This is a genomic window from Streptomyces nitrosporeus (assembly GCF_008704555.1).
Lineage (GTDB): Bacteria > Actinomycetota > Actinomycetes > Streptomycetales > Streptomycetaceae > Streptomyces > Streptomyces nitrosporeus.
Window position 1 is genome coordinate 6,169,539 of record NZ_CP023702.1, and the last position, 24,453, is coordinate 6,193,991.

Consider the following 24,453-nt stretch of genomic DNA (forward strand, 5'->3'; position numbering starts at 1 on the left):
CTTTCCTGGTCGGTCGTAGAGCGCGGTCCCTTCGACCCTAAGGGCTGTCCCGCGGTCCCCGGCGGACGACGCCGTCGTCCGCCGGCAGCCGGGGAGACACGACCGGGGCCGGGGGCCCGGGGCTTTCGGACCGGTGCGGTCACAGCCAGTTGCGCTGGCCGCCGACCTGGGAGAGCCACTGGTTGAGGTACGCGGCCCAGTCGGTGCTCTGGTAGTCGTGAAGACCGACCTTGAAAGCCCGGTAGGAGTCGCTGCCCTCGCTGAAGAGGCCCGGCTTCTTGTCCATCTCCAGGACGACGTCCATCTCACGGTCGTCGGCGACGAACGTCAGCTCGACCTGGTTCAGCCCGCGGTACTGCTGCGGCGGGGCGAACTCGATCTCCTGGTAGAACGGCAGCCGCTGGCGGGTACCGCGGATGTGGCCGCGCTCCATGTCCGCGCTGCGGAAGGCGAAGCCCAGCTGCCCGAAGGCGTCCAGAATGGCCTGCTGCGCGGGGAGCGGGTGCACGTTGATGGCGTCGAGGTCACCGGAGTCCACGGCGCGCGCGATCTCCAGCTCGGTGGTCACGCCTATGTCCATCCCGCGCAGGTGCTGCCCGGCGAACATCGTGACCGGGGTCTCCCACGGGATCTCCAGCCCGAAGGGCACGACGTGCACGGCCCCGGCCTGGACCTGGAAGGCACCGCCGAGACGCAGCTTGGTGAACTCGATGTCCTGCTTGGTCTCCTGTTCCCCTCCCTCGACCTCGACCCGCGCCTGGAGGCCGACCGACAGCCCCTCGATCTGCTGGTCCACGGAGCCGCCCTGGATACGCACCTCGCCCTGGACGACGCCACCGGGAACGACGTTGAGTTCGGTGAGCTCGGTCTCCACCGAGGCACCGCCGGCACCCATGCTCGCGAGCAGCCGCTTGAAGCCCATGTTTTCCTCCTAGGTCCTGTCCCCTACATACGCGCCACGACCGTAGCCGGTTCCCCGGACCGCGGTCCGGCTGCCCCGGGGCCCCGGTACGGGTGACACCTGCGGCGGTCCGGCCTTCCGCGGCGGTGCTCCGGTCCCCTGCCGGCAGTGGTCCGGTTTCCCGTGGCGGCGGCCCCGGTACCCTGCCGGCAGTGGTCCGCTCTCCCACGGCGGCGGTCCCGGTACCCTCGGACGGCATGGAAACCGCCATGGCCCGCACGCCGCTCCCCCGGGACTTCTTCGACCGGTCCGTCCTGGACGTGGCTCCCGATCTGCTCGGCCGGACCCTCGTCCGCCTCACCGAGGACGGTCCCATCGAGCTCCGGCTGACGGAGGTCGAGGCGTACGCGGGGGAGATCGACCCCGGCTCGCACGCGTTCCGCGGGCGCACGGCCCGTAACAGCGTGATGTTCGGCCCGCCGGGCCATTCCTACGTGTACTTCACCTATGGCATGTGGCACTGCCTCAATCTGGTGTGCGGACCCGAGGGCATGGCGAGTGGTGTCCTGCTGCGGGCCGGTGAGATCACGGTGGGTGCCGAAGCCGCGCGCAAACGTCGACTCTCGGCCCGTCATGACAGAGAACTGGCCAAAGGGCCGGCACGTCTGGCCACAGCCCTGGATGTCGACCGGAGGCTGGACGGCACCGACACGATCGCCGGCGCCGGCGGGGCCCTGTCCGTACTCCACGGCACCCCGCCGCCCCGTGACCAGGTGTGCAGCGGCCCCCGCACGGGGGTGGGCGGTGACGGGGCGCATCAGCCGTGGCGCTTCTGGATCGACGGCGATCCCACGGTCAGCCCCTACCGCGCCCATGTACCGCGCCGTCGCCGCACGGGTAGCGCAACTTGACTCGCCCTCGGGGTTTCCCTAATGTAGTCCGAGCCGCTTGAACGGATGCAGTGTTGTCGGCGCGGTCCAACGGACCGGGTCGGGGCACCGTGAAAGGGTAAAAACACTACTGACGATTCGCCCTGGTGGGCGCTGTTTCGGCATGCCGAAATATGGTTGACGGACTCGATTATGAGTCGCAGCGGAAATCGGTTAACGTAGTGATCGCCGGAAAGGGAAAGCGCGAAAGCGTGGGACCGGGAAGGCGAGTGCAGGAATCCCGCTTCGGCCGGGAATCGGACACGGAAGAGTCTGATAGAGTCGGAAACGCAAGAACGAAGGGAAGCGCCCGGAGGGCCCGGTGAGACGGGACCGAAGGAAGCGTCCGTTCCTTGAGAACTCAACAGCGTGCCAAAAGTCAACGCCAGATATGTTGATACCCCGGCCTGCTTCGGCAGGTTGGTGGTTCCTTTGAAAAGACCTGCCCGGTCCGGAACTTTTTCGGATGCGGTCAGGCACACACAGCGAGGACGCTGTGAACGACCGGTCATATTCCGACCTGGTCGTTCCGCTCTCGTGGTGTTCATCCCGATCACGGGAAAACATTCACGGAGAGTTTGATCCTGGCTCAGGACGAACGCTGGCGGCGTGCTTAACACATGCAAGTCGAACGATGAAGCCCTTCGGGGTGGATTAGTGGCGAACGGGTGAGTAACACGTGGGCAATCTGCCCTTCACTCTGGGACAAGCCCTGGAAACGGGGTCTAATACCGGATAATACTCTGTCCCGCATGGGACGGGGTTGAAAGCTCCGGCGGTGAAGGATGAGCCCGCGGCCTATCAGCTTGTTGGTGGGGTGATGGCCTACCAAGGCGACGACGGGTAGCCGGCCTGAGAGGGCGACCGGCCACACTGGGACTGAGACACGGCCCAGACTCCTACGGGAGGCAGCAGTGGGGAATATTGCACAATGGGCGAAAGCCTGATGCAGCGACGCCGCGTGAGGGATGACGGCCTTCGGGTTGTAAACCTCTTTCAGCAGGGAAGAAGCGAAAGTGACGGTACCTGCAGAAGAAGCGCCGGCTAACTACGTGCCAGCAGCCGCGGTAATACGTAGGGCGCAAGCGTTGTCCGGAATTATTGGGCGTAAAGAGCTCGTAGGCGGCTTGTCACGTCGGATGTGAAAGCCCGGGGCTTAACCCCGGGTCTGCATTCGATACGGGCTAGCTAGAGTGTGGTAGGGGAGATCGGAATTCCTGGTGTAGCGGTGAAATGCGCAGATATCAGGAGGAACACCGGTGGCGAAGGCGGATCTCTGGGCCATTACTGACGCTGAGGAGCGAAAGCGTGGGGAGCGAACAGGATTAGATACCCTGGTAGTCCACGCCGTAAACGTTGGGAACTAGGTGTTGGCGACATTCCACGTCGTCGGTGCCGCAGCTAACGCATTAAGTTCCCCGCCTGGGGAGTACGGCCGCAAGGCTAAAACTCAAAGGAATTGACGGGGGCCCGCACAAGCAGCGGAGCATGTGGCTTAATTCGACGCAACGCGAAGAACCTTACCAAGGCTTGACATATACCGGAAAGCGCCAGAGATGGTGCCCCCCTTGTGGTCGGTATACAGGTGGTGCATGGCTGTCGTCAGCTCGTGTCGTGAGATGTTGGGTTAAGTCCCGCAACGAGCGCAACCCTTGTTCTGTGTTGCCAGCATGCCCTTCGGGGTGATGGGGACTCACAGGAGACTGCCGGGGTCAACTCGGAGGAAGGTGGGGACGACGTCAAGTCATCATGCCCCTTATGTCTTGGGCTGCACACGTGCTACAATGGCCGGTACAATGAGCTGCGAAGTCGTGAGGCGGAGCGAATCTCAAAAAGCCGGTCTCAGTTCGGATTGGGGTCTGCAACTCGACCCCATGAAGTCGGAGTTGCTAGTAATCGCAGATCAGCATTGCTGCGGTGAATACGTTCCCGGGCCTTGTACACACCGCCCGTCACGTCACGAAAGTCGGTAACACCCGAAGCCGGTGGCCCAACCCCTTGTGGGAGGGAGCTGTCGAAGGTGGGACTGGCGATTGGGACGAAGTCGTAACAAGGTAGCCGTACCGGAAGGTGCGGCTGGATCACCTCCTTTCTAAGGAGCACTTCTTACCGAGTTCGCTCGGTCAGGGGCCAGTACACCGGCGAGTGTCCGGTGCTGGTTGCTCATGGGTGGAACGTTGACTATTCGGCACGGCTGGTCTGGTTTCTGTTAGTACTGCTTCGGCGTGGAACACGGGGAATGGGCTGGTCGGGTCGGGCACGCTGTTGGGTGTCTGAAGGTACGGCCGTGATGGTCGCCTTCGGTTGCCGGCCCCAGTGCACTCACCTGTTATGGGTGGGGTGATGGGTGGCTGGTCGTTGTTTGAGAACTGCACAGTGGACGCGAGCATCTGTGGCCAAGTTTTTAAGGGCGCACGGTGGATGCCTTGGCACCAGGAACCGATGAAGGACGTGGGAGGCCACGATAGTCCCCGGGGAGCTGTCAACCGAGCTTTGATCCGGGGGTTTCCGAATGGGGAAACCCGGCAGTCGTCATGGGCTGTCACCCGCTGCTGAACACATAGGCAGTGTGGAGGGAACGAGGGGAAGTGAAACATCTCAGTACCCTCAGGAAGAGAAAACAACCGTGATTCCGGGAGTAGTGGCGAGCGAAACCGGATGAGGCCAAACCGTATGCGTGTGATACCCGGCAGGGGTTGCGCATGCGGGGTTGTGGGAGTTCTCTTTCACAGTCTGCCGGCTGTGAGACGAGTCAGAAACCGTTGATGTAGGCGAAGGACATGCGAAAGGTCCGGCGTAGAGGGTAAGACCCCCGTAGCTGAAACATTGACGGCTCGTTTGAGAACCACCCAAGTAGCACGGGGCCCGAGAAATCCCGTGTGAATCTGGCGGGACCACCCGCTAAGCCTAAATATTCCCTGGTGACCGATAGCGGATAGTACCGTGAGGGAATGGTGAAAAGTACCGCGGGAGCGGAGTGAAATAGTACCTGAAACCGTGTGCCTACAAGCCGTGGGAGCGTCGCGCATCGAGCTTGCTCGGTGCGTCGTGACTGCGTGCCTTTTGAAGAATGAGCCTGCGAGTTAGCGGTGTGTAGCGAGGTTAACCCGTGTGGGGAAGCCGTAGCGAAAGCGAGTCCGAACAGGGCGTTTGAGTTGCACGCTCTAGACCCGAAGCGGAGTGATCTAGCCATGGGCAGGTTGAAGCGGAGGTAAGACTTCGTGGAGGACCGAACCCACCAGGGTTGAAAACCTGGGGGATGACCTGTGGTTAGGGGTGAAAGGCCAATCAAACTCCGTGATAGCTGGTTCTCCCCGAAATGCATTTAGGTGCAGCGTCGTGTGTTTCTTGCCGGAGGTAGAGCACTGGATAGGCGATGGGCCCTACCGGGTTACTGACCTTAGCCAAACTCCGAATGCCGGTAAGTGAGAGCGCGGCAGTGAGACTGTGGGGGATAAGCTCCATGGTCGAGAGGGAAACAGCCCAGAGCATCGACTAAGGCCCCTAAGCGTACGCTAAGTGGGAAAGGATGTGGAGTCGCAGAGACAACCAGGAGGTTGGCTTAGAAGCAGCCACCCTTGAAAGAGTGCGTAATAGCTCACTGGTCAAGTGATTCCGCGCCGACAATGTAGCGGGGCTCAAGCGTACCGCCGAAGTCGTGTCATTCATACACATAGGGCCAACGCCTGTATGGATGGGTAGGGGAGCGTCGTGTGCCGGGTGAAGCAGCCGCGGAAGCGAGTTGTGGACGGTTCACGAGTGAGAATGCAGGCATGAGTAGCGATACACACGTGAGAAACGTGTGCGCCGATTGACTAAGGGTTCCTGGGTCAAGCTGATCTGCCCAGGGTAAGTCGGGACCTAAGGCGAGGCCGACAGGCGTAGTCGATGGACAACCGGTTGATATTCCGGTACCCGCTTTGAAACGCCCAGTACTGAATCAGGCGATGCTAAGTCCGTGAAGCCGGCCCGATCTCTTCGGAGTTGAGGGTAGTGGTGGAGCCGATGAACCAGACTTGTAGTAGGTAAGCGATGGGGTGACGCAGGAAGGTAGTCCAGCCCGGGCGGTGGTTGTCCCGGGGTAAGGGTGTAGGCCGTGTGGTAGGCAAATCCGTCACACGTTAAGGCTGAGACCTGATGCCGAGCCGATTGTGGTGAAGTGGATGATCCTATGCTGTCGAGAAAAGCCTCTAGCGAGTTTCATGGCGGCCCGTACCCTAAACCGACTCAGGTAGTCAGGTAGAGAATACCGAGGCGTTCGGGTGAACTATGGTTAAGGAACTCGGCAAAATGCCCCCGTAACTTCGGGAGAAGGGGGGCCATCACCGGTGATCCGATTTACTCGGTGAGCTGGGGGTGGCCGCAGAGACCAGCGAGAAGCGACTGTTTACTAAAAACACAGGTCCGTGCGAAGCCGTAAGGCGATGTATACGGACTGACGCCTGCCCGGTGCTGGAACGTTAAGGGGACCGGTTAGTGCACTTTCGGGTGTGCGAAGCTGAGAACTTAAGCGCCAGTAAACGGCGGTGGTAACTATAACCATCCTAAGGTAGCGAAATTCCTTGTCGGGTAAGTTCCGACCTGCACGAATGGCGTAACGACTTCTCGACTGTCTCAACCATAGGCCCGGTGAAATTGCACTACGAGTAAAGATGCTCGTTTCGCGCAGCAGGACGGAAAGACCCCGGGACCTTTACTATAGTTTGATATTGGTGTTCGGTTCGGCTTGTGTAGGATAGGTGGGAGACTTTGAAGCGGCCACGCCAGTGGTTGTGGAGTCGTCGTTGAAATACCACTCTGGTCGTGCTGGATGTCTAACCTGGGTCCGTGATCCGGATCAGGGACAGTGTCTGATGGGTAGTTTAACTGGGGCGGTTGCCTCCTAAAGAGTAACGGAGGCGCCCAAAGGTTCCCTCAGCCTGGTTGGCAATCAGGTGTTGAGTGTAAGTGCACAAGGGAGCTTGACTGTGAGACCGACGGGTCGAGCAGGGACGAAAGTCGGGACTAGTGATCCGGCAGTGGCTTGTGGAAGCGCTGTCGCTCAACGGATAAAAGGTACCCCGGGGATAACAGGCTGATCTTCCCCAAGAGTCCATATCGACGGGATGGTTTGGCACCTCGATGTCGGCTCGTCGCATCCTGGGGCTGGAGTCGGTCCCAAGGGTTGGGCTGTTCGCCCATTAAAGCGGTACGCGAGCTGGGTTTAGAACGTCGTGAGACAGTTCGGTCCCTATCCGCTGTGCGCGTAGGAATATTGAGAAGGGCTGTCCCTAGTACGAGAGGACCGGGACGGACGAACCTCTGGTGTGCCAGTTGTCCTGCCAAGGGCATGGCTGGTTGGCTACGTTCGGAAAGGATAACCGCTGAAAGCATCTAAGCGGGAAGCCTGCTTCGAGATGAGTGTTCCCACCACCTTGAGTGGTTAAGGCTCCCAGTAGACGACTGGGTTGATAGGCCAGATGTGGAAGCCCGGTAACGGGTGGAGCTGACTGGTACTAATAGGCCGAGGGCTTGTCCTCAGTTGCTCGCGTCCACTGTGTTGTTCCCAGGCCACGAACGGTCGTGCTGGTTGAACAACTACTTAAACTGAAAAGTGTGCTTGTTCGCTAAGTGCCGATACTCCGCTTTGCGGAGTGGCCGATAGTGTTTCGGTGGTCATTGCGTTAGGGAAACGCCCGGTTACATTCCGAACCCGGAAGCTAAGCCTTTCAGCGCCGATGGTACTGCAGGGGGGACCCTGTGGGAGAGTAGGACGCCGCCGAACAATCTTTCAGGACCCTTGGTCCCAGCGTTCAACGCTGGGACCAAGGGTCCTTTTGTTTTTCCGAAGCGCGTCGGATGGTCGACTGCGCGAGAATGTCTGTGGTACCCGATGACAGGAGTCACCCCCATGTCCACCAACTCTTCCGACGACCGTCCGGAGCGCGAGCCGCGTCGCCGGGAAGACGGTGACAGGGGCGGTTTCCGAGGCAGTCGGGACGACCGCTCGTCCGCACCCCGGCGTGACGGAGACCGTGGCGGTTTCCGCCGTGACGACCGCGACCGTGGTCCGCGCCGCGAAGGTGGCCGAGGCGCCGGCGGCGGGAACTTCCGGCGTGACGACCGTGCTCCGCGCCGCGATGACGACCGTTCCGGCGGCGGCTTCCGCCGTGACGACAACCGTGGTGGCGGTTTCCGCCGCGACGACCGCGACCGTGACCGTGGTCCGCGTCGAGACGATGACCGTTCCAGTGGTGGCTTCCGTCGTGACGACAACCGTGGCGGTGGCTTCCGCCGCGACGACCGTGCTCCGCGTCGGGACGATGACCGTTCCAGTGGTGGCGGTTTCCGTCGCGATGACAACCGTGGCGGTGGCTTCCGCCGCGACGACCGTGGCCCGCGCCGGGACGATGACCGTGGTGGGTTCCGTAGCGGTGGCGGGTTCGAGCGGCGTGACGACCGTCCGCGAGGCCCGCGCCGTGATGACGACCGTTCCGGCGGTGGCTTCCGTCGTGACGACAGCCGCGGTGGTGGCTTCCGCCGCGACGACCGCGACCGTGGTCCGCGTCGGGACGATGACCGTTCCAGTGGTGGCGGTTTCCGCCGTGACGACAACCGTGGTGGCGGTTTCCGCCGCGACGACCGTGCTCCCCGCCGTGACGACCGTGGTCCGCGTCGGGACGATGACCGTTCCAGTGGTGGCGGTTTCCGTCGCGATGACAACCGTGGCGGTGGCTTCCGCCGCGACGACCGCGACCGTGGTCCGCGCCGGGATGACGACCGTTCCGGCGGTGGCTTCCGTCGTGACGACAGCCGCGGTGGCGGTTTCCGCCGCGACGACCGCGACCGTGACCGTGGTCCGCGTCGGGACGATGACCGTTCCGGCGGCGGCTTCCGCCGTGACGACAACCGTGGCGGTGGCTTCCGCCGCGACGACCGTGACCGTGGTCCGCGTCGCGACGATGACCGTGGTGGGTTCCGTAGCGGTGGCGGGTTCGAGCGGCGTGACGACCGTCCGCGAGGCCCGCGCCGGGACGATGACCGTTCCGGCGGCGGCTTCCGCCGTGACGACAACCGTGGTGGCGGTTTCCGCCGCGACGACCGCGACCGTGGCCCGCGCCGCGACGGCGACCGGGGGTTCGACCGGGGCGGGTACCGGGGCCGTGACGACCGAGGCGGCTACCAGGGCCGTGACGACCGCGACCGCGAGCCGGTCAAGCGCCTCCCCATCCCCGACGACGTCACCGGCGACGAGATCGACAAGGACGTACGGCAGGAGCTGATGAGCCTGCCGAAGACCCTCGCCGAAGACGTCTCCCGCAACCTCGTCATGGTCGCCCGCCTCATCGACGAGGACCCCGAGCAGGCCTACGCCTACTCCCGTATCGCTCTGCGCCTCGCCTCCCGGGTCGCCGCCGTACGTGAGGCGGCCGGCTTCGCCGCGTACGCCACGCAGAAGTACGGGGAGGCGCTGGCGGAGTTCAGGGCCGCGCGCCGGATGACGGGTTCCGTCGAGCTGTGGCCCGTCATGGCCGACTGCGAGCGCGGTCTCGGCCGGCCCGAGCGGGCCATGGCCATGGCCGGCGAGCCCGAGGTGCAGAAGCTGGACAAGGCCGGCCAGGTGGAGATGCGCCTGGTGGCCGCCGGCGCACGCCGGGACATGGGGCAGCTCGACGCCGCCATCGTCACCCTGCAGAGCCCCGAACTCGCCTCCAACGCCGTCCACTCCTGGACCCCGCGCCTGCGGTACGCCTACGCGGACGCACTGCTGGCGGCCGGCCGCGAGGACGAGGCACGCGAGTGGTTCGGCAAGGCGCTGGAAGCCGACAAGGACGGCTCCACCGACGCGTCGGACCGGCTCGCCGAACTCGACGGTGTGGAGTTCGTCGACGCCCTGGACGGCGAGGACGAGGCCGAGAACCCCGTTGCCCGTGACCGTGGCCGCGACGCCGGCCAGGCAGATCCGGACGACGAGGACGTCGACGACGAGGACGACGATGTGGCCGAGGCCGAGGCCGAGGCCGACGGTACGGACGGTTCCACGAAGGCGTAAACGCTGAAGCAGGACAGGTGAAGGGCGGCACCGCGACACGGTCGTGGTGCCGCCCTTCACCGTTGTGAGCCGTCGGGCACCGCCTGGCCCCCCGCCCGGCCCCGGTCAGCCGGACGCCCGGCCCGGTTCCGTCCCGAGGCTCCGCAGCACCAGACCGGTGGCCGGTTTCGGCCCGAACGACGTCGACTTGCGGGGCATCGTGACGCCCTGCCGTGCCAGGTCGCGTACGACGTCCTCGCTCACCGGGTGCATCAGTACCGCCGTGCCGCCGTGCCGCTCCGCCTGGCCGACGGCCGCCGCCGTGTCATGGATGTAGGAGATGTGATCCGGGGCGTCCGGAATCCGCCACACCTCGTCCAGGAGCGCGGAATGCAGCACCGTCGCGTCCAGGGCGCGCCACGCGGCCGGCCGGCCGGCCGGTACCGAGTGGTCCAGCAGCCCCTCGTCCGGCCGGTCCACCAGATGGAGCGCCCCGTCGCCCGCCAGCAGGAAGGCGTTGCCCAGGAGGGCCGCCTCCGCCAGCGCGTCCAGCGCCCGGGGCAGCGGTCCGCCGAGGGTGCGGACCCGGAAACGGCCCTCCAGCGCGGCCAGCGCCTCGGCGACCGGGAAACGGTGCAGCAGGCGGTGGATGGCCCGTACCCGCAGCGGATAGCGGGCGGTGTCCACCAGCAGGACCAGCCCGGAGTCCCACGGGCCCGGGCGCCCGGACCGCTCCCGCTGGAGCCGCAGATAGGTGGCCCAGCGGTGATGGCCGTCGGCGATGAGAGCCTGGCGGCCGGCCAGGTCCTCCGCCATCCGCCCCTGCTCGGCCGGGTCGGCGACCGCCCAGAGCCGGTGGGTGACACCGTCCTCCGTCGTGGTGGTCAGCAGGGGCCCGCGCTCCACGACGTCCTCGATCACGGCCGCCGCCCCGCCGGACCCGCCGTCACCGGCGTAGCTCAGGAGCAGGGGTTCGAGGTGGGCGCCGGTCGCGCGCATCAGGTCGGCACGGTCCTCGACCACGTCCGCCATCACGTCCTCGTGCGGCAGCACGATCCCCTCGGCGGCCGGGGAGAGGGCCAGGGCCCCGATCACCCCGCGCTGCAGAAGATCCCCGGACCGCTGCTCGTACACGTAGAAAACCGGCTCGGGGTCGGTGGCCAGGACGCCTTCGGCCAGCCAGCGGCGCAGGGTCTCGGCGGCCTGCCGGTTGCGGTCCCGGGCGCTGCCGCCCTGGGGCAGGATCAGCCGCACGATGTTGTGCGGGTCCAGCGACTCCAGGTGGTGCAGGCCGTCCGGCCGTACGACGACGTCGTACGGCGGTGAGGTCACCGAGGCCAGACTGCCGACCCGTTCGGGGACGTAACGCAGGCCGCGGAAGGGGATCAGCCGCAGCCCGGGGTAGGTGGCGCGCTCTGATGTCTTCATCAGTGCATCGTATGTGTGCTCCGGGATACGCGATGATCGGGGGAGAAGCATGGAAAGAGGAGCGCGATGAGTCAGCAGTACAGGTCCCGTCCGAGCGGGAGCGGCGCGGCGCTGAGCACGGCGTACGACACGGCCCTGCTCGACCTGGACGGGGTGGTGTACGCGGGCGGGCACGCCATCGGGCACGCCGTCGAGTCGCTGGGCGCCGCACGGGACGCCGGGATGCGGCTGGCGTACGTCACCAACAACGCGCTGCGCACCCCGCGGGCGGTGGCCGAGCACCTGACGGAACTGGGTGTCCCGGCCGAGTCCGCCGATGTGATCACCTCGGCGCAGGCGGTGGCCCGGCTGATGGCCGATCAGCTGCCGGCCGGAGCCCGGGTACTGGTCGTCGGCGGGGAGGGGCTGCGCGTCGCACTCCGCGAACGGGGCCTGGTGCCGGTCGAGTCGGCCGATGACGAGCCCGCCGCCGTGGCCCAGGGCTTCGGCGGCCCCGACCTGCCGTGGGGCCGGTTCGCGGAGGCGGCGTACGCCATCGCACGCGGGGCCCTGTGGTTCGCGTCCAACACGGACCTGACGATCCCCGGCGCCCGGGGCATCGCACCGGGCAACGGTGCCGCGGTGGAGGTCGTCCGTATCGCCACCGGCGCCGAACCCCAGGTGGCCGGCAAGCCCCTGCCGCCCATGCACCGCGAGACGGTGCTGCGGACCGGGGCCGAACGGCCGCTGGTCGTCGGTGACCGGCTGGACACGGACATCGAAGGCGCGTTCAACGGCGGTGTGGACTCACTGCTGGTCCTCACCGGCGTGACCGACGCCGAGCTGCTGCTCACGGCCGAGCCGAAGTACCGGCCGACCTATGTGGACCGGGACCTGCGCGGCCTGCTCACCGGACAGCCCGAGGTGACCGGGGACGAGGACGGGTTCCGCTGCGGCGGCTGGAGGGCCACCGCCAGCGAGGACGCACTCGTGCTGGACGGGGAGGGCGACCCCCTGGACGGACTGCGCGCCCTGTGCGGGGCGGCGTGGACGCACGCCGGGGCCGGCGTATGCGGGCTGGACACGAAGAAGGCGGTGGCCGCGCTGGGCCTGTGAGCGGACCGGGCCCCGGGGCCCGGTGTGCGGAACCGGACAGCCGAAATCACACCAGGATAGGCTAACCTAACCCGGTGTTGGTCGAGAGTCCCCCCGAATCGAATTCCGGCTCCGCGAAGGCGCAGGGCCCGTCCCGGCGCGCCGGACGTCACGCGGTGCGTGCCGCGGGACTCCTGGCCGCGGTCGGTGTCCTGGTACTGGTGTGCCTGGCGAGCATCGCCGTCGGCGCCAAGGCGCTGCCGCTCTCCGAGGTCTGGAACGGCCTGTTCCACCACACCGGGAGCAACAGCGACGTCCTCGTACGCGATGTCCGGGTACCCCGCACGCTTCTCGGACTCCTCGTCGGGGCCGCGCTCGGCCTGGCCGGCGCGGTGATGCAGGCGCTGACCCGCAACCCGCTGGCCGAACCCGGACTGCTGGGCGTCAACGCGGGGGCGTCGGCGGCCGTCGTCTCGGCGATCAGCTTCTTCGGTGTCACCTCGCTGACCGGCTACGTCTGGTTCGCCTTCGCCGGTGCCGCGGTGGTGTCCGTCGCCGTGTACCTGCTCGGTGGCAGCCGGTCCGCGAACCCCGTCCGGCTCGCGCTCGCCGGGACCGCCGTCACCGCGGCCCTCTTCGGCTACGTCAACGCCGTACAGCTGCTCGACGCGGCGGCGCTGGACCGGCTGCGGTTCTGGACCGTCGGGTCGCTGGCGTCCGCCGACACCGAGACCGTCGGCAAGGTCTGGCCGTTCATCGCGCTCGGCGTCCTGCTGACCGTGTTCATCGCCCGGCCGCTGAACGCGCTGGAGATGGGTGACGACACCGCGAAGGCCCTCGGCGCCCATCTGACCCGCACCCGCGTCCTGGCCATGGCCGCCGTCACCCTGCTCTGCGGGGCCGCGACGGCCGCGTGCGGGCCGATCGTCTTCATCGGGCTGATGATCCCGCACCTGGTCCGCACCCTCACCGGGCCCGACCTGCGGTGGATCCTGCCCTACGCCGCGGTCCTCGCGCCCGTGCTGCTCCTGGGCGCCGACGTGGCCGGCCGGGTCGTCGCCCGCCCCTCCGAACTGCAGGTCGGCATCGTCACCGCGCTGCTGGGCGGGCCCGTCTTCATCCATCTCGTACGACGCAAGAGGATGGCCCAGCTGTGAAGGCCGCGCACGACACCCCCGCCCACGGCACTCCCGGGCAGGGCACCCCCGCCCACGGCACCGGGTCCCGGGGCCCGGACCGGGGGCCGCGGGACGCCGCGCGGGCAGTCCGGGCGGTGCGCACCGCCGGCGGGCTGTCCTTCCGGCTGGACACCCGGACCGCCCTCGTCGTCGTGCTGCTCCTCGCGGCCGCGGCCGCCGCGGCCGTGGTGCTCATCGGGAGCGGTGACTTCTCGATGGCGCCGGGCGAGGTCGTCACCACCCTGTTCGGCGGCGGAACCTTTCAGCAGGAGTTCGTCGTCACCGAGCTCCGGCTGCCCAGGGTCCTGGTCGGGCTCCTCGTCGGGGCCGCCCTCGGTATCGGCGGCGCCGTCTTCCAGAGCCTCTCCCGCAACCCCCTGGGCAGCCCCGACGTGCTCGGCTTCGGCCAGGGCTCCGCGGTCGGCGCCCTCGTCGTCATCGTGCTCTTCCAGGGCGGCGCCACCGAGGTCGCCCTCGGCGCCGTCTGCGGCGGCGTACTCACCGGCTTCGCCGTCTACCTGCTCGCCTGGAAACGCGGGGTGCACGGCTACCGCCTCGTACTCGTCGGCATCGGCGCCGCCGCCATGCTCACCGCCGCGACCCACTACCTGATCACCAAGGCGAACCTCGTCGACGCCACCCGCGCCGTCGTCTGGATGACCGGCTCGCTCGACGGCCGCGACTGGGCGCAGGTCTGGCCACTGCTCGTGGTCTGCGGGATCCTCGTCCCCCTGGTCCTGGGCCACGGGCGCCCCCTGCGCATGCTGGAGATGGGCGACGACGCCGCGCACGCGCTCGGCGTACGCGTCGAACGGACCCGGCTCGTCCTGCTCGCCTGCGCCGTCCTCCTCGTCGCCGTGGCCACCGCCGCGGCCGGCCCCATCGTCTTCGTCTCGCTCAGCGCCCCCCAGGTCGCCCGCCGCCTCACCCGCGCCCCCGGACCGAACCTCGCCGCGGCCGGCTGCACCGGCGCCGCCCTGCTGCTCGTCGCCGACTGGACCGCGATGAACGCCTTCGGCGACCGCCAGCTGCCGGTGGGAGTCGTCACCGGGGTGCTCGGCGGCTGCTACCTGCTCTGGCTGCTGGTCACCGAACGCCGGGCGGGACGCATATGAGACCCCGCACCGGCCCGCAGCCCCGCCCCGCACGGCCCGCCGCGCCGGGCACCGACCCCCAGCCCCGCCTCTCCACCTCCGGGAGTACGACCATGCAGCGCCTCACCGCGGACTCGGTGACCCTCGGCTACGACCAGCGGACCATCGCGGAGGGCCTCTCGGTCGAGATCCCGGACAACTCCTTCACCGTCATCGTCGGCCCGAACGCCTGCGGGAAGTCGACCCTGCTGCGGGCCCTCTCCCGGATGCTGAAGCCCAGCCGCGGAAAGGTCCTGCTGGACGGCCGGGACATCCACCGGCTGCCCGCGAAGCAGGTGGCCCGCACCCTCGGCCTGCTGCCCCAGTCCTCCATAGCACCCGACGGGATCACCGTCGCCGACCTCGTCTCCCGCGGCCGCTACCCGCACCAGGGACTGCTGCGCCAGTGGTCGCCCCAGGACGAGCGGATCGTCCAGGAGTCCATGGTGTCCACCGGCGTCGGGGAACTCGCCGACCGCTACGTCGACGAACTCTCCGGTGGCCAGCGCCAGCGCGTCTGGATCGCCATGGCCCTCGCCCAGCAGACCCCGCTGCTGCTGCTGGACGAACCGACGACCTACCTGGACATCCAGCACCAGATCGACGTACTCGACCTGTGCGCCGAGCTGCACGAGACCCAGGGGCGCACCCTGGTCGCCGTCCTGCACGACCTCAACCACGCCGCCCGGTACGCCACACACATCATCGCCATGCGCCAGGGCGAGATCGTCGCCGAGGGCGCCCCCGGCGACGTCGTCACCGCGGACCTCGTCGAACAGGTCTTCCAGATGCCCTGCCAGGTCATCGACGACCCCGAGACGGGCACGCCCCTCGTCGTCCCGGCGGCCCGCAGGAAGCGCGTACAGGCTTCCTGAACCGCCGGGGCGTCAGCGCAGCAGGGACTTCAGTCTCAGCAGGTCACGGAAGCCCGCCTCCAGCCGGACCCGGCCCGAGGCCCAGGCCTTCGGGAAGTCGAGCTCGCCGCCCACCAGGGCCACCAGGTCGTCGCCGGTCATCGCCAGCCGGATCTCGGCCCTGCTCCGGGGCGGCCCCTGGAGCGTGTCCAGCACCAGGATCCGGCCGTCCGACAGCCGCCCGGTGAACGTGACGTCCAGATCCCTGATGTGGCAGCTCAGCGAACGGTCGAGAGCGGCCGCGCCGCGTACGTCGCCGTCGGCCGCCGCGAGATTGCCGGAAAGTGTGTCGAGTGCGCCGCGGCACTCCTCCAAGGTCGCCATCGTCACCGACGGTACACCGGCTCCGGAAGGTAGCGTTCCCGCATGAGCGACTGGACGCCCGAGCCGGCGACGACGCCCGAGGCCGCACCCGGGACCGGGAGCCACGCGCCCCCGGCGGCCCCCCGCGCCACGGCCCCCGGGCCCCCGGGCGCCCCCGGGGCCGAGGAGGCGCCCGCCCCCGCTCCCTCCCACGAACCGGCGCCGCCCGCTCCGCTCGGCGTCCCGCGCACCCCCACCGGGCACGCCGGGGTGGACGCGCGGCTGGAACGGCTGGCCGACGCCGACCACCTCGCGGCCCACGGACACATCGAGGTGTACGAGGATGTACACCGTGGGCTGCGCGACGAGCTGACCGCGCTGGACGCCCGGCCCGCACCCTCACCGACGCCTCCGTACGACAACAGGAGCTGAACCGAACGTGGCAGGAGTGGCACGACGCCGCCTCGACGCCGAACTGGTGCGCCGCAAGCTGGCCCGCTCACGCGAGCACGCGAGCCAGCTGATCGCGGCGGGGCGGGTGACCGTCGGCGGCAGCACGGCGACCAAACCCGCCACCCAGGTCGAGACCAGTGCGGCACTCGTCGTCGTCAAGGACGACAGCGACCCCGAGTACGTCTCCCGCGGCGGGCACAAGCTGGCGGGCGCCCTCGCCGCCTTCGTCCCCCGTGGGCTGGAGGTCGAGGGCCGGCGGGCGCTGGACGCCGGGGCGTCGACCGGAGGCTTCACCGACGTACTGCTGAGAGCCGGAGCCGGCCATGTCGTCGCCGTCGACGTCGGCTACGGGCAACTCGCCTGGTCACTGCAGTCCGACGCACGCGTCACCGTCAAGGACCGCACCAACGTACGTGAGCTGACGCTCGAACAGATCGACGGGCAGCCGGTCGACCTGGTGGTCGGCGACCTGTCGTTCATCCCCCTCGGCCTCGTGCTGCCCGCCCTCGCGCGCTGTACCGCCCCGGGCGCGGACCTGGTACTCATGGTCAAGCCGCAGTTCGAGGTGGGCAAGGAACGCCTCGGCAGCGGCGGAGTGGTACGCAGCCCCGAACTGCGTGCCGAAGCCGTACGGGACGTGGCCCGCCGGGCCTGGCAGCTCGGGCTGGGGGTGCTCGGAGTCACCGCGAGCCCACTGCCCGGACCGTCGGGGAACGTCGAGTACTTCCTGTGGCTGCGGGCCGGAGCACCCGAACCGGATCCCGCGGATGTCGATCGCGCAGTGGCGGAGGGGCCTCGTTGACGACACGAACAGCACACGAGAACACGGCGGACGCGGTGGAGACGACGAGGGGCGGGGGGCGGGAGGACGACGGGAAGCGGACCGTCTTCCTGCTGGCGCACACCGGCCGCCCGGCCGCCGTCCGCAGCGCCGAACTCGTCGTCCAGGGCCTGCTCCGGAACGGCCTGGGGGTCCGGGTGCTGGCCGTGGAGGCCCAGGACCTGCCGCTCCCGCCGTCCGTGCAGACGGTCACCGACGTCACACCCGCCGTGGTCGACGGCTGCGAGCTGCTGATCGTGCTCGGCGGGGACGGCACCCTGCTGCGGGGCGCCGAGATCTCCCGCGCCTCCGGGGTGCCCATGCTCGGCGTCAACCTGGGACGCGTCGGATTCCTCGCCGAGGCCGAACGCGACGACCTGGACCAGGTCGTCGACCGGGTCGTCACCCGGGCCTACCAGGTCGAGGAACGCATGACCATCGACGTCCTCGTCCACAGCAACGGCGACATCGTGCACACCGACTGGGCGCTCAACGAGGCGGCCGTGCAGAAGGTGTCCCCCGAGCGGATGCTGGAGGTGGTGCTGGAGATCGACGGCCGCCCGGTGACCGGCTTCGGCTGCGACGGCATCGTCTGCGCCACCCCCACCGGCTCGACCGCCTACGCCTTCTCCGCGGGCGGCCCCGTCGTCTGGCCCGAGGTCGAGGCGCTGCTGATGGTGCCCATCAGCGCCCACGCCCTCTTCGCCAAGCCGCTGGTGACCTCGCCCACGTCCGTACTGGCCGTCGAGGTCCAGCCGCACACCCCGCACGGCGTCCTGTGGTGCGACGGCCGCAGGACCGTCGAACTGCCCGCCGGGGCACGGGTCGAGGTGCGCCGCGGAGCCGTACCGGTACGGCTCGCCCGGCTGCACCGGGCGTCCTTCACGGACCGGCTGGTCGCCAAGTTCGCCCTGCCCGTACAGGGCTGGCGGGGCGCGCCGAACTGACCACCGGCCGGTTGTGAGGATCCTGTGCGCGCGGCCCGCCGGGGCCATGTCCTCCGGCGGGCCGCCACGGCCCCGCTCCCCGCGCCCGGGGCGCGGAGCCGTCCGCCGGTCCGCCCCTGTCGCGGGCGAGGCCGTTAGCGCGCCGGGCCCCGGACCTCGTAAGGTCATGTCCGTGTTGGAGGAGATGCGGATACGGTCGCTCGGAGTCATCGACGACGCGGTGGTGGAGCTGTCACCCGGCTTCACCGCGGTGACGGGTGAGACCGGCGCGGGCAAGACCATGGTCGTGACCAGCCTCGGGCTGCTGCTCGGCGGGCGTGCCGACCCCGCGCTGGTGCGTCTCGGTGCCAAGGCCGCCCTCGTGGAGGGCCGGATCACGGTGCGGCCGGGTGACGCGGCCGCGCTGCGCGCCGAGGAGGCCGGGGGCGAGATCGAGGACGGGACGCTGATCGTCAGCCGCACCGTCTCGGCCGAAGGCCGCTCCCGGGCCCACCTCGGCGGCAGATCCGTGCCCATCGGGGTACTGACCGAACTCGCCGACGAACTCGTCGCCGTGCACGGCCAGACCGACCAGCAGGGGCTGCTCAAGGCCGCCCGGCAGCGGCAGGCACTCGACCGGTACGCCGGTGACGGCGTGGCCGTCCCGCTCGTCGCGTACACGGCCGCCTACCGGCGGCTGCGGGCGGTCGCGGCGGAGCTGGACGAGCTCACCACCCGGGCCAGGGAACGCGCCCAGGAAGCCGACCTGCTGCGCTTCGGCCTGGACGAGATCGCCGCCGTCGAACCGCTGCCCGGCGAGGACACCGAACTCGCCGCCGAGGCCGAACGGCTCGGCCACGCCGAAGCCCTGGCCTCCGCCGCGGCCCTCGCGCACGAGGCCCTGGCGGGCAACCCGGAGGACGCCGAAGGACTGGACGCCACCACGGTCGTCGCGGCCGCCGGGCGGGCCCTGGACGCCGTACGCGCCCACGACCCGGCGCTGGCCGCGCTCGCCGACCGCACCGGGGAGATCTCCATCCTGCTCGCCGACGTCGCCGGGGAACTCGCCGGTTACGCCGACCAGTTGGACGCCGACCCGCTGCGGCTCGCCGCCGTCGAGGAGCGCCGCGCCGCGCTCACGGCGCTCACCCGCAAGTACGGCCAGGACATCTCCGCCGTCCTCACCTGGTCCCGGGAGAGCGCGAGCCGGCTGACCGAGCTGGAGGGCGACGACGACCGGATCGGCGAACTCACCGCGGAACGCGACGCGCTGCGCGGCGAACTCTCCGGACTGGCCCAGGCGCTGACCGACGCCCGCACCGAGGCCGCCGCCCGCTTCGCCGGTGCGGTGACCGAGGAGCTGGCCTCGCTCGCGATGCCGCACGCCCGGGTCTCCTTCGCCGTCCGGCAGACGGAGGCCGCGGACGAGGCGTCCGGCATCGACGTCGGCGGGCGCAGCGTCGTCTACGGGCCGGCCGGGGCGGACGAGGTCGAACTCCTGCTGGCTCCGCACCCCGGCGCCCCGCCGCGGCCGATCGCCAAGGGGGCGTCGGGCGGTGAGCTCTCCCGGGTGATGCTCGCCGTCGAGGTGGTCTTCGCGGGCTCCGACCCCGTGCCGACCTACCTCTTCGACGAGGTCGACGCGGGCGTCGGCGGCAAGGCTGCCGTCGAGGTGGGCCGCCGGCTGGCCAAGCTGGCCCGTTCCGCGCAGGTCGTGGTGGTCACGCACCTGCCGCAGGTGGCCGCCTTCGCCGACCGGCAGCTGCTGGTCGAGAAGACGGTGGACGGATCGGTCACCAGGAGCGGCGTCAAGGTCCTGGAGGGCGAGGACCGGGTACGGGAACTGTCCCGGATGCTGGCCGGCCAGGAGGACTCGGAGACGGCCCGCGCCCATGCCGAGGAGCTGCTGGAGACCGCCCGCGCGGACGCCTGATCCCCTGGCGCCCGCCGTCCGGTGCCCGGCCCTTGACTCCGGCCGCCCGGTGTCCGCCGCCCGCCCGGAACAGGCGGCGGGCCCGGGGCGGCGGGTGTGCCCCCGGGCGTGGCATCGAGCGCGGGACCCGGTGCGGGCCCGGGGCGTGGGCGCCTCGGCGGGCCTCCCGTACGCCCGGCCCGTTCGCGCCGGCCGGAGGCTTCACCGGGAGCCGGGAGCCGGGAGCCGGGAGCCGGGACCTCACCGGAGAGCGGAGGCCGGAGGACCGGAGACTTCACCGGGGGCCGGGCCTCACCGCAACGGCCGGACCGCGCCCGGCGTGGAATGCCGCCAGGCCACCCCTGCATGTCAACTCTTGGTGACTGTCTCACTCGAAAGGGCGAGGTGGGCCGATCGGCTGCCGTCGCGTGTGGGGCAAGAACGTTTCGCCGGTCCCGGAACGCGCGTACGGACTGGCATCCTGGGCACAGCACTTCCCTTCGCCGTTCCCCGTCCGTCCCACCGACGGCCCCGCCCCTTCCCCGCCTACTCCGGAGCCCCTCGACGTGTCACAGCTGCGTACGGTCCAAGTCCTGGGCGGCGGTGCCGTGAGCAGCGCTCACGTCGCCCCGCTCGTCACGGGCCTGGCCGCGCGGGGGGTGCAGGTCACCGTCTGCGCCCCGGCCGGGGGCGAGCACACCCGCACGATCCCCGGTGCCGGCGTCCGTTTCAGCCCCGTGCCCCGGCGCGGTGACCCCCTCGCCGTGGCCGCCCTGCGGGCCGCCTGCGCGGACGCGGACGTGGTCCACGCGCACGGCCTGCACGCCGCCGTGCGCGCCGGGCTCGCGCTGAGCGGCCGCAGCACCCCGCTGGTGGTGACCTGGCACACGCGGGGCCACGCCGGGGGAGTGCGTGGACTGCGCCACCTGTTGGAGCGAAGGGCCGTACGTGCGGCGGCCGTTGTGCTCGGTACGTCCCCGGAACTCGTCGACCGGGCCCGCCGGTGCGGGGCCCGGGACGCCAGGCTCGCGCCCACCCCGGTCCCGGCGGGCCGGCCCCCTCTCGTCCACGACGGCAAGGTGCGCGCCGAACTGGGTGCGGTGGGGCGGCCGTTAGTGGTCTCGGCCGGGCCCGCCGGACCGGGCCGCGGCCTCGGCACACTGCTGGACGCCGTCCGCCTGTGGCGCGAACGGGAGCCCGTGCCCCTGCTGGCCGTCGTGGGGGAGGGGAGCGAGTCCCTCCGGCGCCGGGTGGCGGACGAGGAGCTGCCGGTGGTCCTCGCCGGGCACGGCCCCGAAGACGGGCCCGCTCCTGAGGACGGCCCCGCTCCTGGGCACGTGCACGGGCATGACCCTGGGCACGGGCATGACCCTGGGCACGGGCACGGCCCTGGACACGGCCTCGGTGAACTCCTCGCCGCCGCCGACGTCGTCGTCCTGCCCGGCAGCCGGGAGACCCGGCCCGGCCTCGCCCAGGACGCGCTGCGGCTCGGGGTCCCCCTGGTCGCCGCCGCGTCCCACCCCCTGCGCGACCTGGCCGGCCCGGCCGCCGTGCTGGTGCCGGACGAGGACGCCGGGGCGCTGGCCGCCGCCGTCGTACGGCTCCTGGACGACCCGGACCAGCGGGAGCGGCTCGCCGAGGCGGGGCGGCGGCAGGCAGCGGGCCGGCCCACCGAGGAGGACTCCGTCGCCCATGTGCTGTCCGTCTACGACGAGCTGACCCGCCCCTGAGGACGGCGGGCCCCGACCGTACGCCGCTCAGGCCGTGTGGCGGCGGGCGCGCAGGGCCAGACTCAGCGCCAGTACCGTCTGCGGGTCGTCCAGATCGGTGCCGAGCAGCTCCCCGATGCGGGCCAGCCGGTTGTAGAGCGTCTGCCGGTTGAGATGGAGACCGCGTGCCGTCTCCGCCTTGCGGCCCGTGTGGGCGACGTACGCCTCCAGCGTGGGCAGCAGCGCGGGGCGCGAGGTCCGGTCGTGTGCGAGCAGCGGGCCGATCGTCCGGTCCACGAACGCCGCCAGATCCGGATGGTCCCGCAGCCGCCACAGCAACAGGTCCACATCCAGCCGCCGCGCGTCGTGCCACGGCCGCTCCGGCAGCCCCTGCGCGGCCCGGGCCGCCTCCGCCGCGTGCCGCAGCCCGGCCCCCACCGACTCCCAGCCGCCCGTGGCACCGGCCACCACCACCGGCGCCCGGCCTCCGGCCCGCTCCAGCCCCGCCCGCTCCACGCCGGCCCGCAGCGCCGCGGCGGCCCGGCCGGCCTGCGCGGTACGGTCCGCACCCGGGCGGAGCGCCAGCAGCACCAGCACCTTGCCCTCGGCGGGGCGCACCCCCAGCAGCACCGGCGTGCCCACGGCCGCCAGCTCCCGCGTCACCGCACGGGCCAGCTGCGACCAGCCGCCCGAAGGCCCCGCCTCGGGGGCCAGCCGCATCACCACCGGCAGCAGCGGATCACACCCCGGCCTGAACCCCAGCACCCCGGCCTGCGCGGGCGCGTCCCGGGACGCGACGCGCCCCTCGGCCAGATCGGTCAGGAAGTCACCCCGCCCCCGTGCCGCCAGCTCCTCCTCCTGCCGGGCCTGCATCAGCACCACCGCCAGCAGTTCCGCCGCCCGCTCGGCCGCCATCCGGTGCACCGCCGCCGTCGGTACGGCCACGGCGAGCAGCACCAGCCTGGCCCGCACCGCCCCACCACCGGCGCCCCCGCCCGGCACCTCCACCAGGACCGCCCCGGCCGGCGGCGCCTCACGCGCCTCCCGGCCGCCCCGCAGCCCCTCCCCGACCTGGAGCGGACCGGCACCGTCCGGACCGGCCCGCCGTTCCCCCGCCGCACGCGCCCCGGCCCCCGGCGCCGCCGCGTACAGCAGCCTGCCGTCCGCGGTCTCCAGGAAGGCCGGATTGCCGGTGAAGTCCGCGAGGATCTCCAGCACCTGGGCCGCGCCACCCCCGCCGAGCACCGCCCGGGTGCAGCGCAGATGCACCTCCTCGGCCCGTCGCAGCAGCGCGTAGTGGCCGTTGACGATCTCCGTGTGGATCTCCTCGGTGACCGCGACGAAGGGCACCTCGCGATGCAGCTGCACCAGCGGCAGACCCGTTGTGCGCGCGGCGTCGACGAGCGCCCCCGGCAGCCGTCCGAAGCGCGGCCCCAGCTCCACCACCAGGGCCGCGATGCCCCGGTCCGCCAGCCGGCGTACGTACGCGCGCTGGTCGGCGGGCCGCGTACCGATGCCCAGCCCCGTCGTCAGCAGCAGTTCGCCGCCCTTCAGCAGGGCCGGAAGGTTCGGGGCCTCACCCGCGTGGACCCAGCGCACCATCCGGTCCAGCCCCTCGGCCGACGCCACCACCTCCGGCAGCCCCACGCGCAGCCCCGGCAGCTCCAGCGCCCGCCGTACCGTGATCCCGCCCTCTGTCCCCACCGGCCGCGGCCTCGTGCTTCCACTCGCTCCAGCTGTCGGCCGGACGCTACCGGGCCGGAGACGGCCGCGTCACACCACCACCGGGCCCCGCCGGTGACGGCCGCCTTCCGGATGCCGCCGGAGGGCGGGGCGCGGGCGCGGTGCCGGGCGCGGGGAACCGGCGGGCGGGAGGAACCGGCCCGCCCGCCGGCGTCATGGACGAGCCGTCGCGCCGACGGCCCAGGATCAGACGGATGTACAGAAGCCGAGCTCGGCGAGGCACTCATTGATGAGCTGGCGCAGGTACTCCCGGCTGGGCGGATCACCGGGGTCGCCCTGCGGGCCCCTGGGGCCACGGGAGCCGGCGGGACCGACCGGCCCCTGCTCACCCTGCGGCCCCTGGGGGCCGCGGGGGCCGGAGGGACCTTCACGGCCGTCGGCCCCCGGCAGCCCGTGGGCACCGGGCTTCCCGTCCCTGCCGTCCCGCCCCTGCGGGCCCTCGCCGCCTTCCGGCCCCTGGGGGCCTTCGGGTCCGGGCGGACCGGACGGACCGACGCGGCCGGGCGGGCCTTCCGACCCGCGAGGACCCCGCGGACCGGGCGGCCCTTCCGGGCCGGCGGGACCGGCCGGACCCGCCGGCCCGGTCCCGCCCGCAGGTCCCGTGGGGCCGGCGGGACCGGTGTTCCCCGTGCGGCCGGGCACTCCCTGGGGCCCGGGGGCCCCCTGCGGACCGGGAGGGCCCTGAGGGCCGGGAGGGCCCTGGGGTCCGGGCGGCGGCTCCGTGGGTTCTTCAGGAGGGGGCTCGCACGAGGGTCCGGGAACAGTCGTGGGATCGGGAGCGTCCGCGCCGTCAGGCGTCCGGGAAGCCTGCGCGGGGACGGTCGTGGAATGGGCCGCTGAGGGTGAAGCCATGGTGCCTCCCGGTGCCGTAGTCCTGCACGTCGCGCCCGGCGACAGCCGTTTTGTGGCCGAGGCGCGCGGTGTCATCGGGTGAGATGGTCCGTGGGTCCGGGTCTTCGTCCGGCGGGGCGCGTCGCTCAGCATCCAGACGAATGAACTCCCGGATTCATCTCCTTGCT

General features: G+C 70.4%; 15 protein-coding genes, 3 rRNA genes and 1 pseudogene. 15 read left to right on the plus strand and 4 right to left on the minus strand.

Annotation, left to right across the window (positions count from 1 at the left end; translation table 11 throughout):
- Positions 1-139: 139 nt before the first annotated feature.
- Positions 140-922, minus strand: coding sequence for a sporulation protein (locus tag CP967_RS27270; RefSeq protein ID WP_150490509.1), 783 nt, complete (start codon positions 920-922; stop codon positions 140-142).
- A 248-nt stretch (positions 923-1,170) separates the two neighbouring features.
- On the opposite strand from CP967_RS27270, the gene CP967_RS27275 reads away from it, so the two are divergent.
- The 6 genes and pseudogenes from CP967_RS27275 to CP967_RS34360 all read left to right on the plus strand — a co-directional run bounded on the left by CP967_RS27275 (position 1,171) and on the right by CP967_RS34360 (position 9,862).
- Positions 1,171-1,812 carry a DNA-3-methyladenine glycosylase gene (locus CP967_RS27275; protein ID WP_150492078.1) on the plus strand — a complete coding sequence of 214 codons (642 nt, stop codon included), beginning with the start codon at positions 1,171-1,173 and terminating at the stop codon, positions 1,810-1,812.
- Positions 1,813-2,396: 584 nt separating this feature from the next.
- Positions 2,397-3,922, plus strand: a 16S ribosomal RNA gene (locus CP967_RS27285).
- 302 nt (positions 3,923-4,224) lie between these two features.
- Positions 4,225-7,349, plus strand: a 23S ribosomal RNA gene (locus tag CP967_RS27290).
- A gap of 128 nt (positions 7,350-7,477) precedes the next feature.
- Positions 7,478-7,594, plus strand: a 5S ribosomal RNA gene (rrf, locus tag CP967_RS27295).
- Together the 16S, 23S and 5S rRNA genes form the textbook arrangement of a ribosomal RNA operon.
- Before the next feature lie 504 nt (positions 7,595-8,098).
- Positions 8,099-8,659, plus strand: a pseudogene (locus CP967_RS35535) (DEAD/DEAH box helicase); the annotation flags it as partial.
- 432 nt (positions 8,660-9,091) lie between these two features.
- Positions 9,092-9,862 carry a tetratricopeptide repeat protein gene (locus tag CP967_RS34360; RefSeq protein WP_194492916.1) on the plus strand — a complete coding sequence of 257 codons (771 nt, stop codon included), beginning with the start codon at positions 9,092-9,094 and terminating at the stop codon, positions 9,860-9,862.
- A gap of 105 nt (positions 9,863-9,967) precedes the next feature.
- On the opposite strand, the gene CP967_RS27305 is transcribed toward CP967_RS34360, so the two are convergent.
- Positions 9,968-11,269: a DUF1015 family protein gene (locus CP967_RS27305; protein ID WP_150490511.1), complete on the minus strand. Its 1,302-nt coding sequence runs from the start codon at positions 11,267-11,269 to the stop codon at positions 9,968-9,970.
- A gap of 66 nt (positions 11,270-11,335) precedes the next feature.
- Between CP967_RS27305 and CP967_RS27310 the strand changes: the two genes are divergently transcribed.
- The 4 genes from CP967_RS27310 (at position 11,336) to CP967_RS27325 (ending at position 15,529) form a co-directional block, all read left to right on the plus strand.
- Positions 11,336-12,364: an HAD hydrolase-like protein gene (locus CP967_RS27310; RefSeq protein WP_150490512.1), complete on the plus strand. Its 1,029-nt coding sequence runs from the start codon at positions 11,336-11,338 to the stop codon at positions 12,362-12,364.
- A 74-nt stretch (positions 12,365-12,438) separates the two neighbouring features.
- Positions 12,439-13,500, plus strand: coding sequence for a FecCD family ABC transporter permease (locus CP967_RS27315; RefSeq protein WP_150490513.1), 1,062 nt, complete (start codon positions 12,439-12,441; stop codon positions 13,498-13,500).
- 116 nt (positions 13,501-13,616) lie between these two features.
- Complete coding sequence (locus tag CP967_RS27320; protein ID WP_150492079.1) at positions 13,617-14,636, plus strand: FecCD family ABC transporter permease; 1,020 nt, start codon at positions 13,617-13,619, stop codon at positions 14,634-14,636.
- Between the two features lie 92 nt (positions 14,637-14,728).
- Positions 14,729-15,529, plus strand: coding sequence for an ABC transporter ATP-binding protein (locus CP967_RS27325; RefSeq protein WP_150490514.1), 801 nt, complete (start codon positions 14,729-14,731; stop codon positions 15,527-15,529).
- 12 nt (positions 15,530-15,541) lie between these two features.
- Here the strand turns inward: CP967_RS27325 and CP967_RS27330 are convergent, their stop codons facing one another.
- The gene (locus tag CP967_RS27330; protein WP_150490515.1) at positions 15,542-15,892 is read right to left on the minus strand and encodes an SCP2 sterol-binding domain-containing protein; all 351 of its coding nucleotides are present in this window, start codon (positions 15,890-15,892) and stop codon (positions 15,542-15,544) included.
- Positions 15,893-15,934: 42 nt separating this feature from the next.
- Between CP967_RS27330 and CP967_RS27335 the strand changes: the two genes are divergently transcribed.
- From CP967_RS27335 to CP967_RS27355, 5 genes are all read left to right on the plus strand, one after another.
- Positions 15,935-16,303 (plus strand): hypothetical protein, encoded by a 369-nt coding sequence (locus CP967_RS27335; protein WP_150490516.1) that lies wholly within the window; start codon positions 15,935-15,937, stop codon positions 16,301-16,303.
- A gap of 7 nt (positions 16,304-16,310) precedes the next feature.
- Positions 16,311-17,126, plus strand: coding sequence for a TlyA family RNA methyltransferase (locus CP967_RS27340; RefSeq protein ID WP_150490517.1), 816 nt, complete (start codon positions 16,311-16,313; stop codon positions 17,124-17,126).
- A 35-nt stretch (positions 17,127-17,161) separates the two neighbouring features.
- Positions 17,162-18,091, plus strand: coding sequence for an NAD kinase (locus CP967_RS27345; RefSeq protein ID WP_150492080.1), 930 nt, complete (start codon positions 17,162-17,164; stop codon positions 18,089-18,091).
- Positions 18,092-18,257: 166 nt separating this feature from the next.
- A complete protein-coding gene (gene recN / locus CP967_RS27350) occupies positions 18,258-20,003 on the plus strand; it encodes a DNA repair protein RecN (RefSeq protein ID WP_150490518.1) in 1,746 nt (581 codons plus the stop codon).
- Between the two features lie 545 nt (positions 20,004-20,548).
- On the plus strand, positions 20,549-21,712 hold the full coding sequence (locus CP967_RS27355; RefSeq protein WP_150490519.1) for a glycosyltransferase family 4 protein: 1,164 nt from the start codon (positions 20,549-20,551) through the stop codon (positions 21,710-21,712).
- A gap of 27 nt (positions 21,713-21,739) precedes the next feature.
- Here CP967_RS27355 and CP967_RS27360 read toward each other — a convergent pair whose 3' ends face one another.
- Positions 21,740-23,395, minus strand: coding sequence for a PucR family transcriptional regulator (locus CP967_RS27360; RefSeq protein ID WP_150490520.1), 1,656 nt, complete (start codon positions 23,393-23,395; stop codon positions 21,740-21,742).
- Between the last annotated feature and the right edge of the window lie 1,058 nt (positions 23,396-24,453).

Coding starts and splice junctions, on each gene's coding strand:
- CP967_RS27275 (WP_150492078.1), top strand. CDS start 1,171: ATGGCCCGCACGCCGCTCCCCCGGGACTTCTTCGACCGGTCCGTCCTG.
- CP967_RS27310 (WP_150490512.1), top strand. CDS start 11,336: ATGAGTCAGCAGTACAGGTCCCGTCCGAGCGGGAGCGGCGCGGCGCTG.
- CP967_RS27270 (WP_150490509.1), bottom strand. CDS start 922: ATGGGCTTCAAGCGGCTGCTCGCGAGCATGGGTGCCGGCGGTGCCTCG.
- CP967_RS27305 (WP_150490511.1), bottom strand. CDS start 11,269: ATGAAGACATCAGAGCGCGCCACCTACCCCGGGCTGCGGCTGATCCCC.
- CP967_RS34360 (WP_194492916.1), top strand. CDS start 9,092: ATGAGCCTGCCGAAGACCCTCGCCGAAGACGTCTCCCGCAACCTCGTC.
- recN (WP_150490518.1), top strand. CDS start 18,258: ATGTCCGTGTTGGAGGAGATGCGGATACGGTCGCTCGGAGTCATCGAC.
- CP967_RS27325 (WP_150490514.1), top strand. CDS start 14,729: ATGCAGCGCCTCACCGCGGACTCGGTGACCCTCGGCTACGACCAGCGG.
- CP967_RS27335 (WP_150490516.1), top strand. CDS start 15,935: ATGAGCGACTGGACGCCCGAGCCGGCGACGACGCCCGAGGCCGCACCC.
- CP967_RS27330 (WP_150490515.1), bottom strand. CDS start 15,892: ATGGCGACCTTGGAGGAGTGCCGCGGCGCACTCGACACACTTTCCGGC.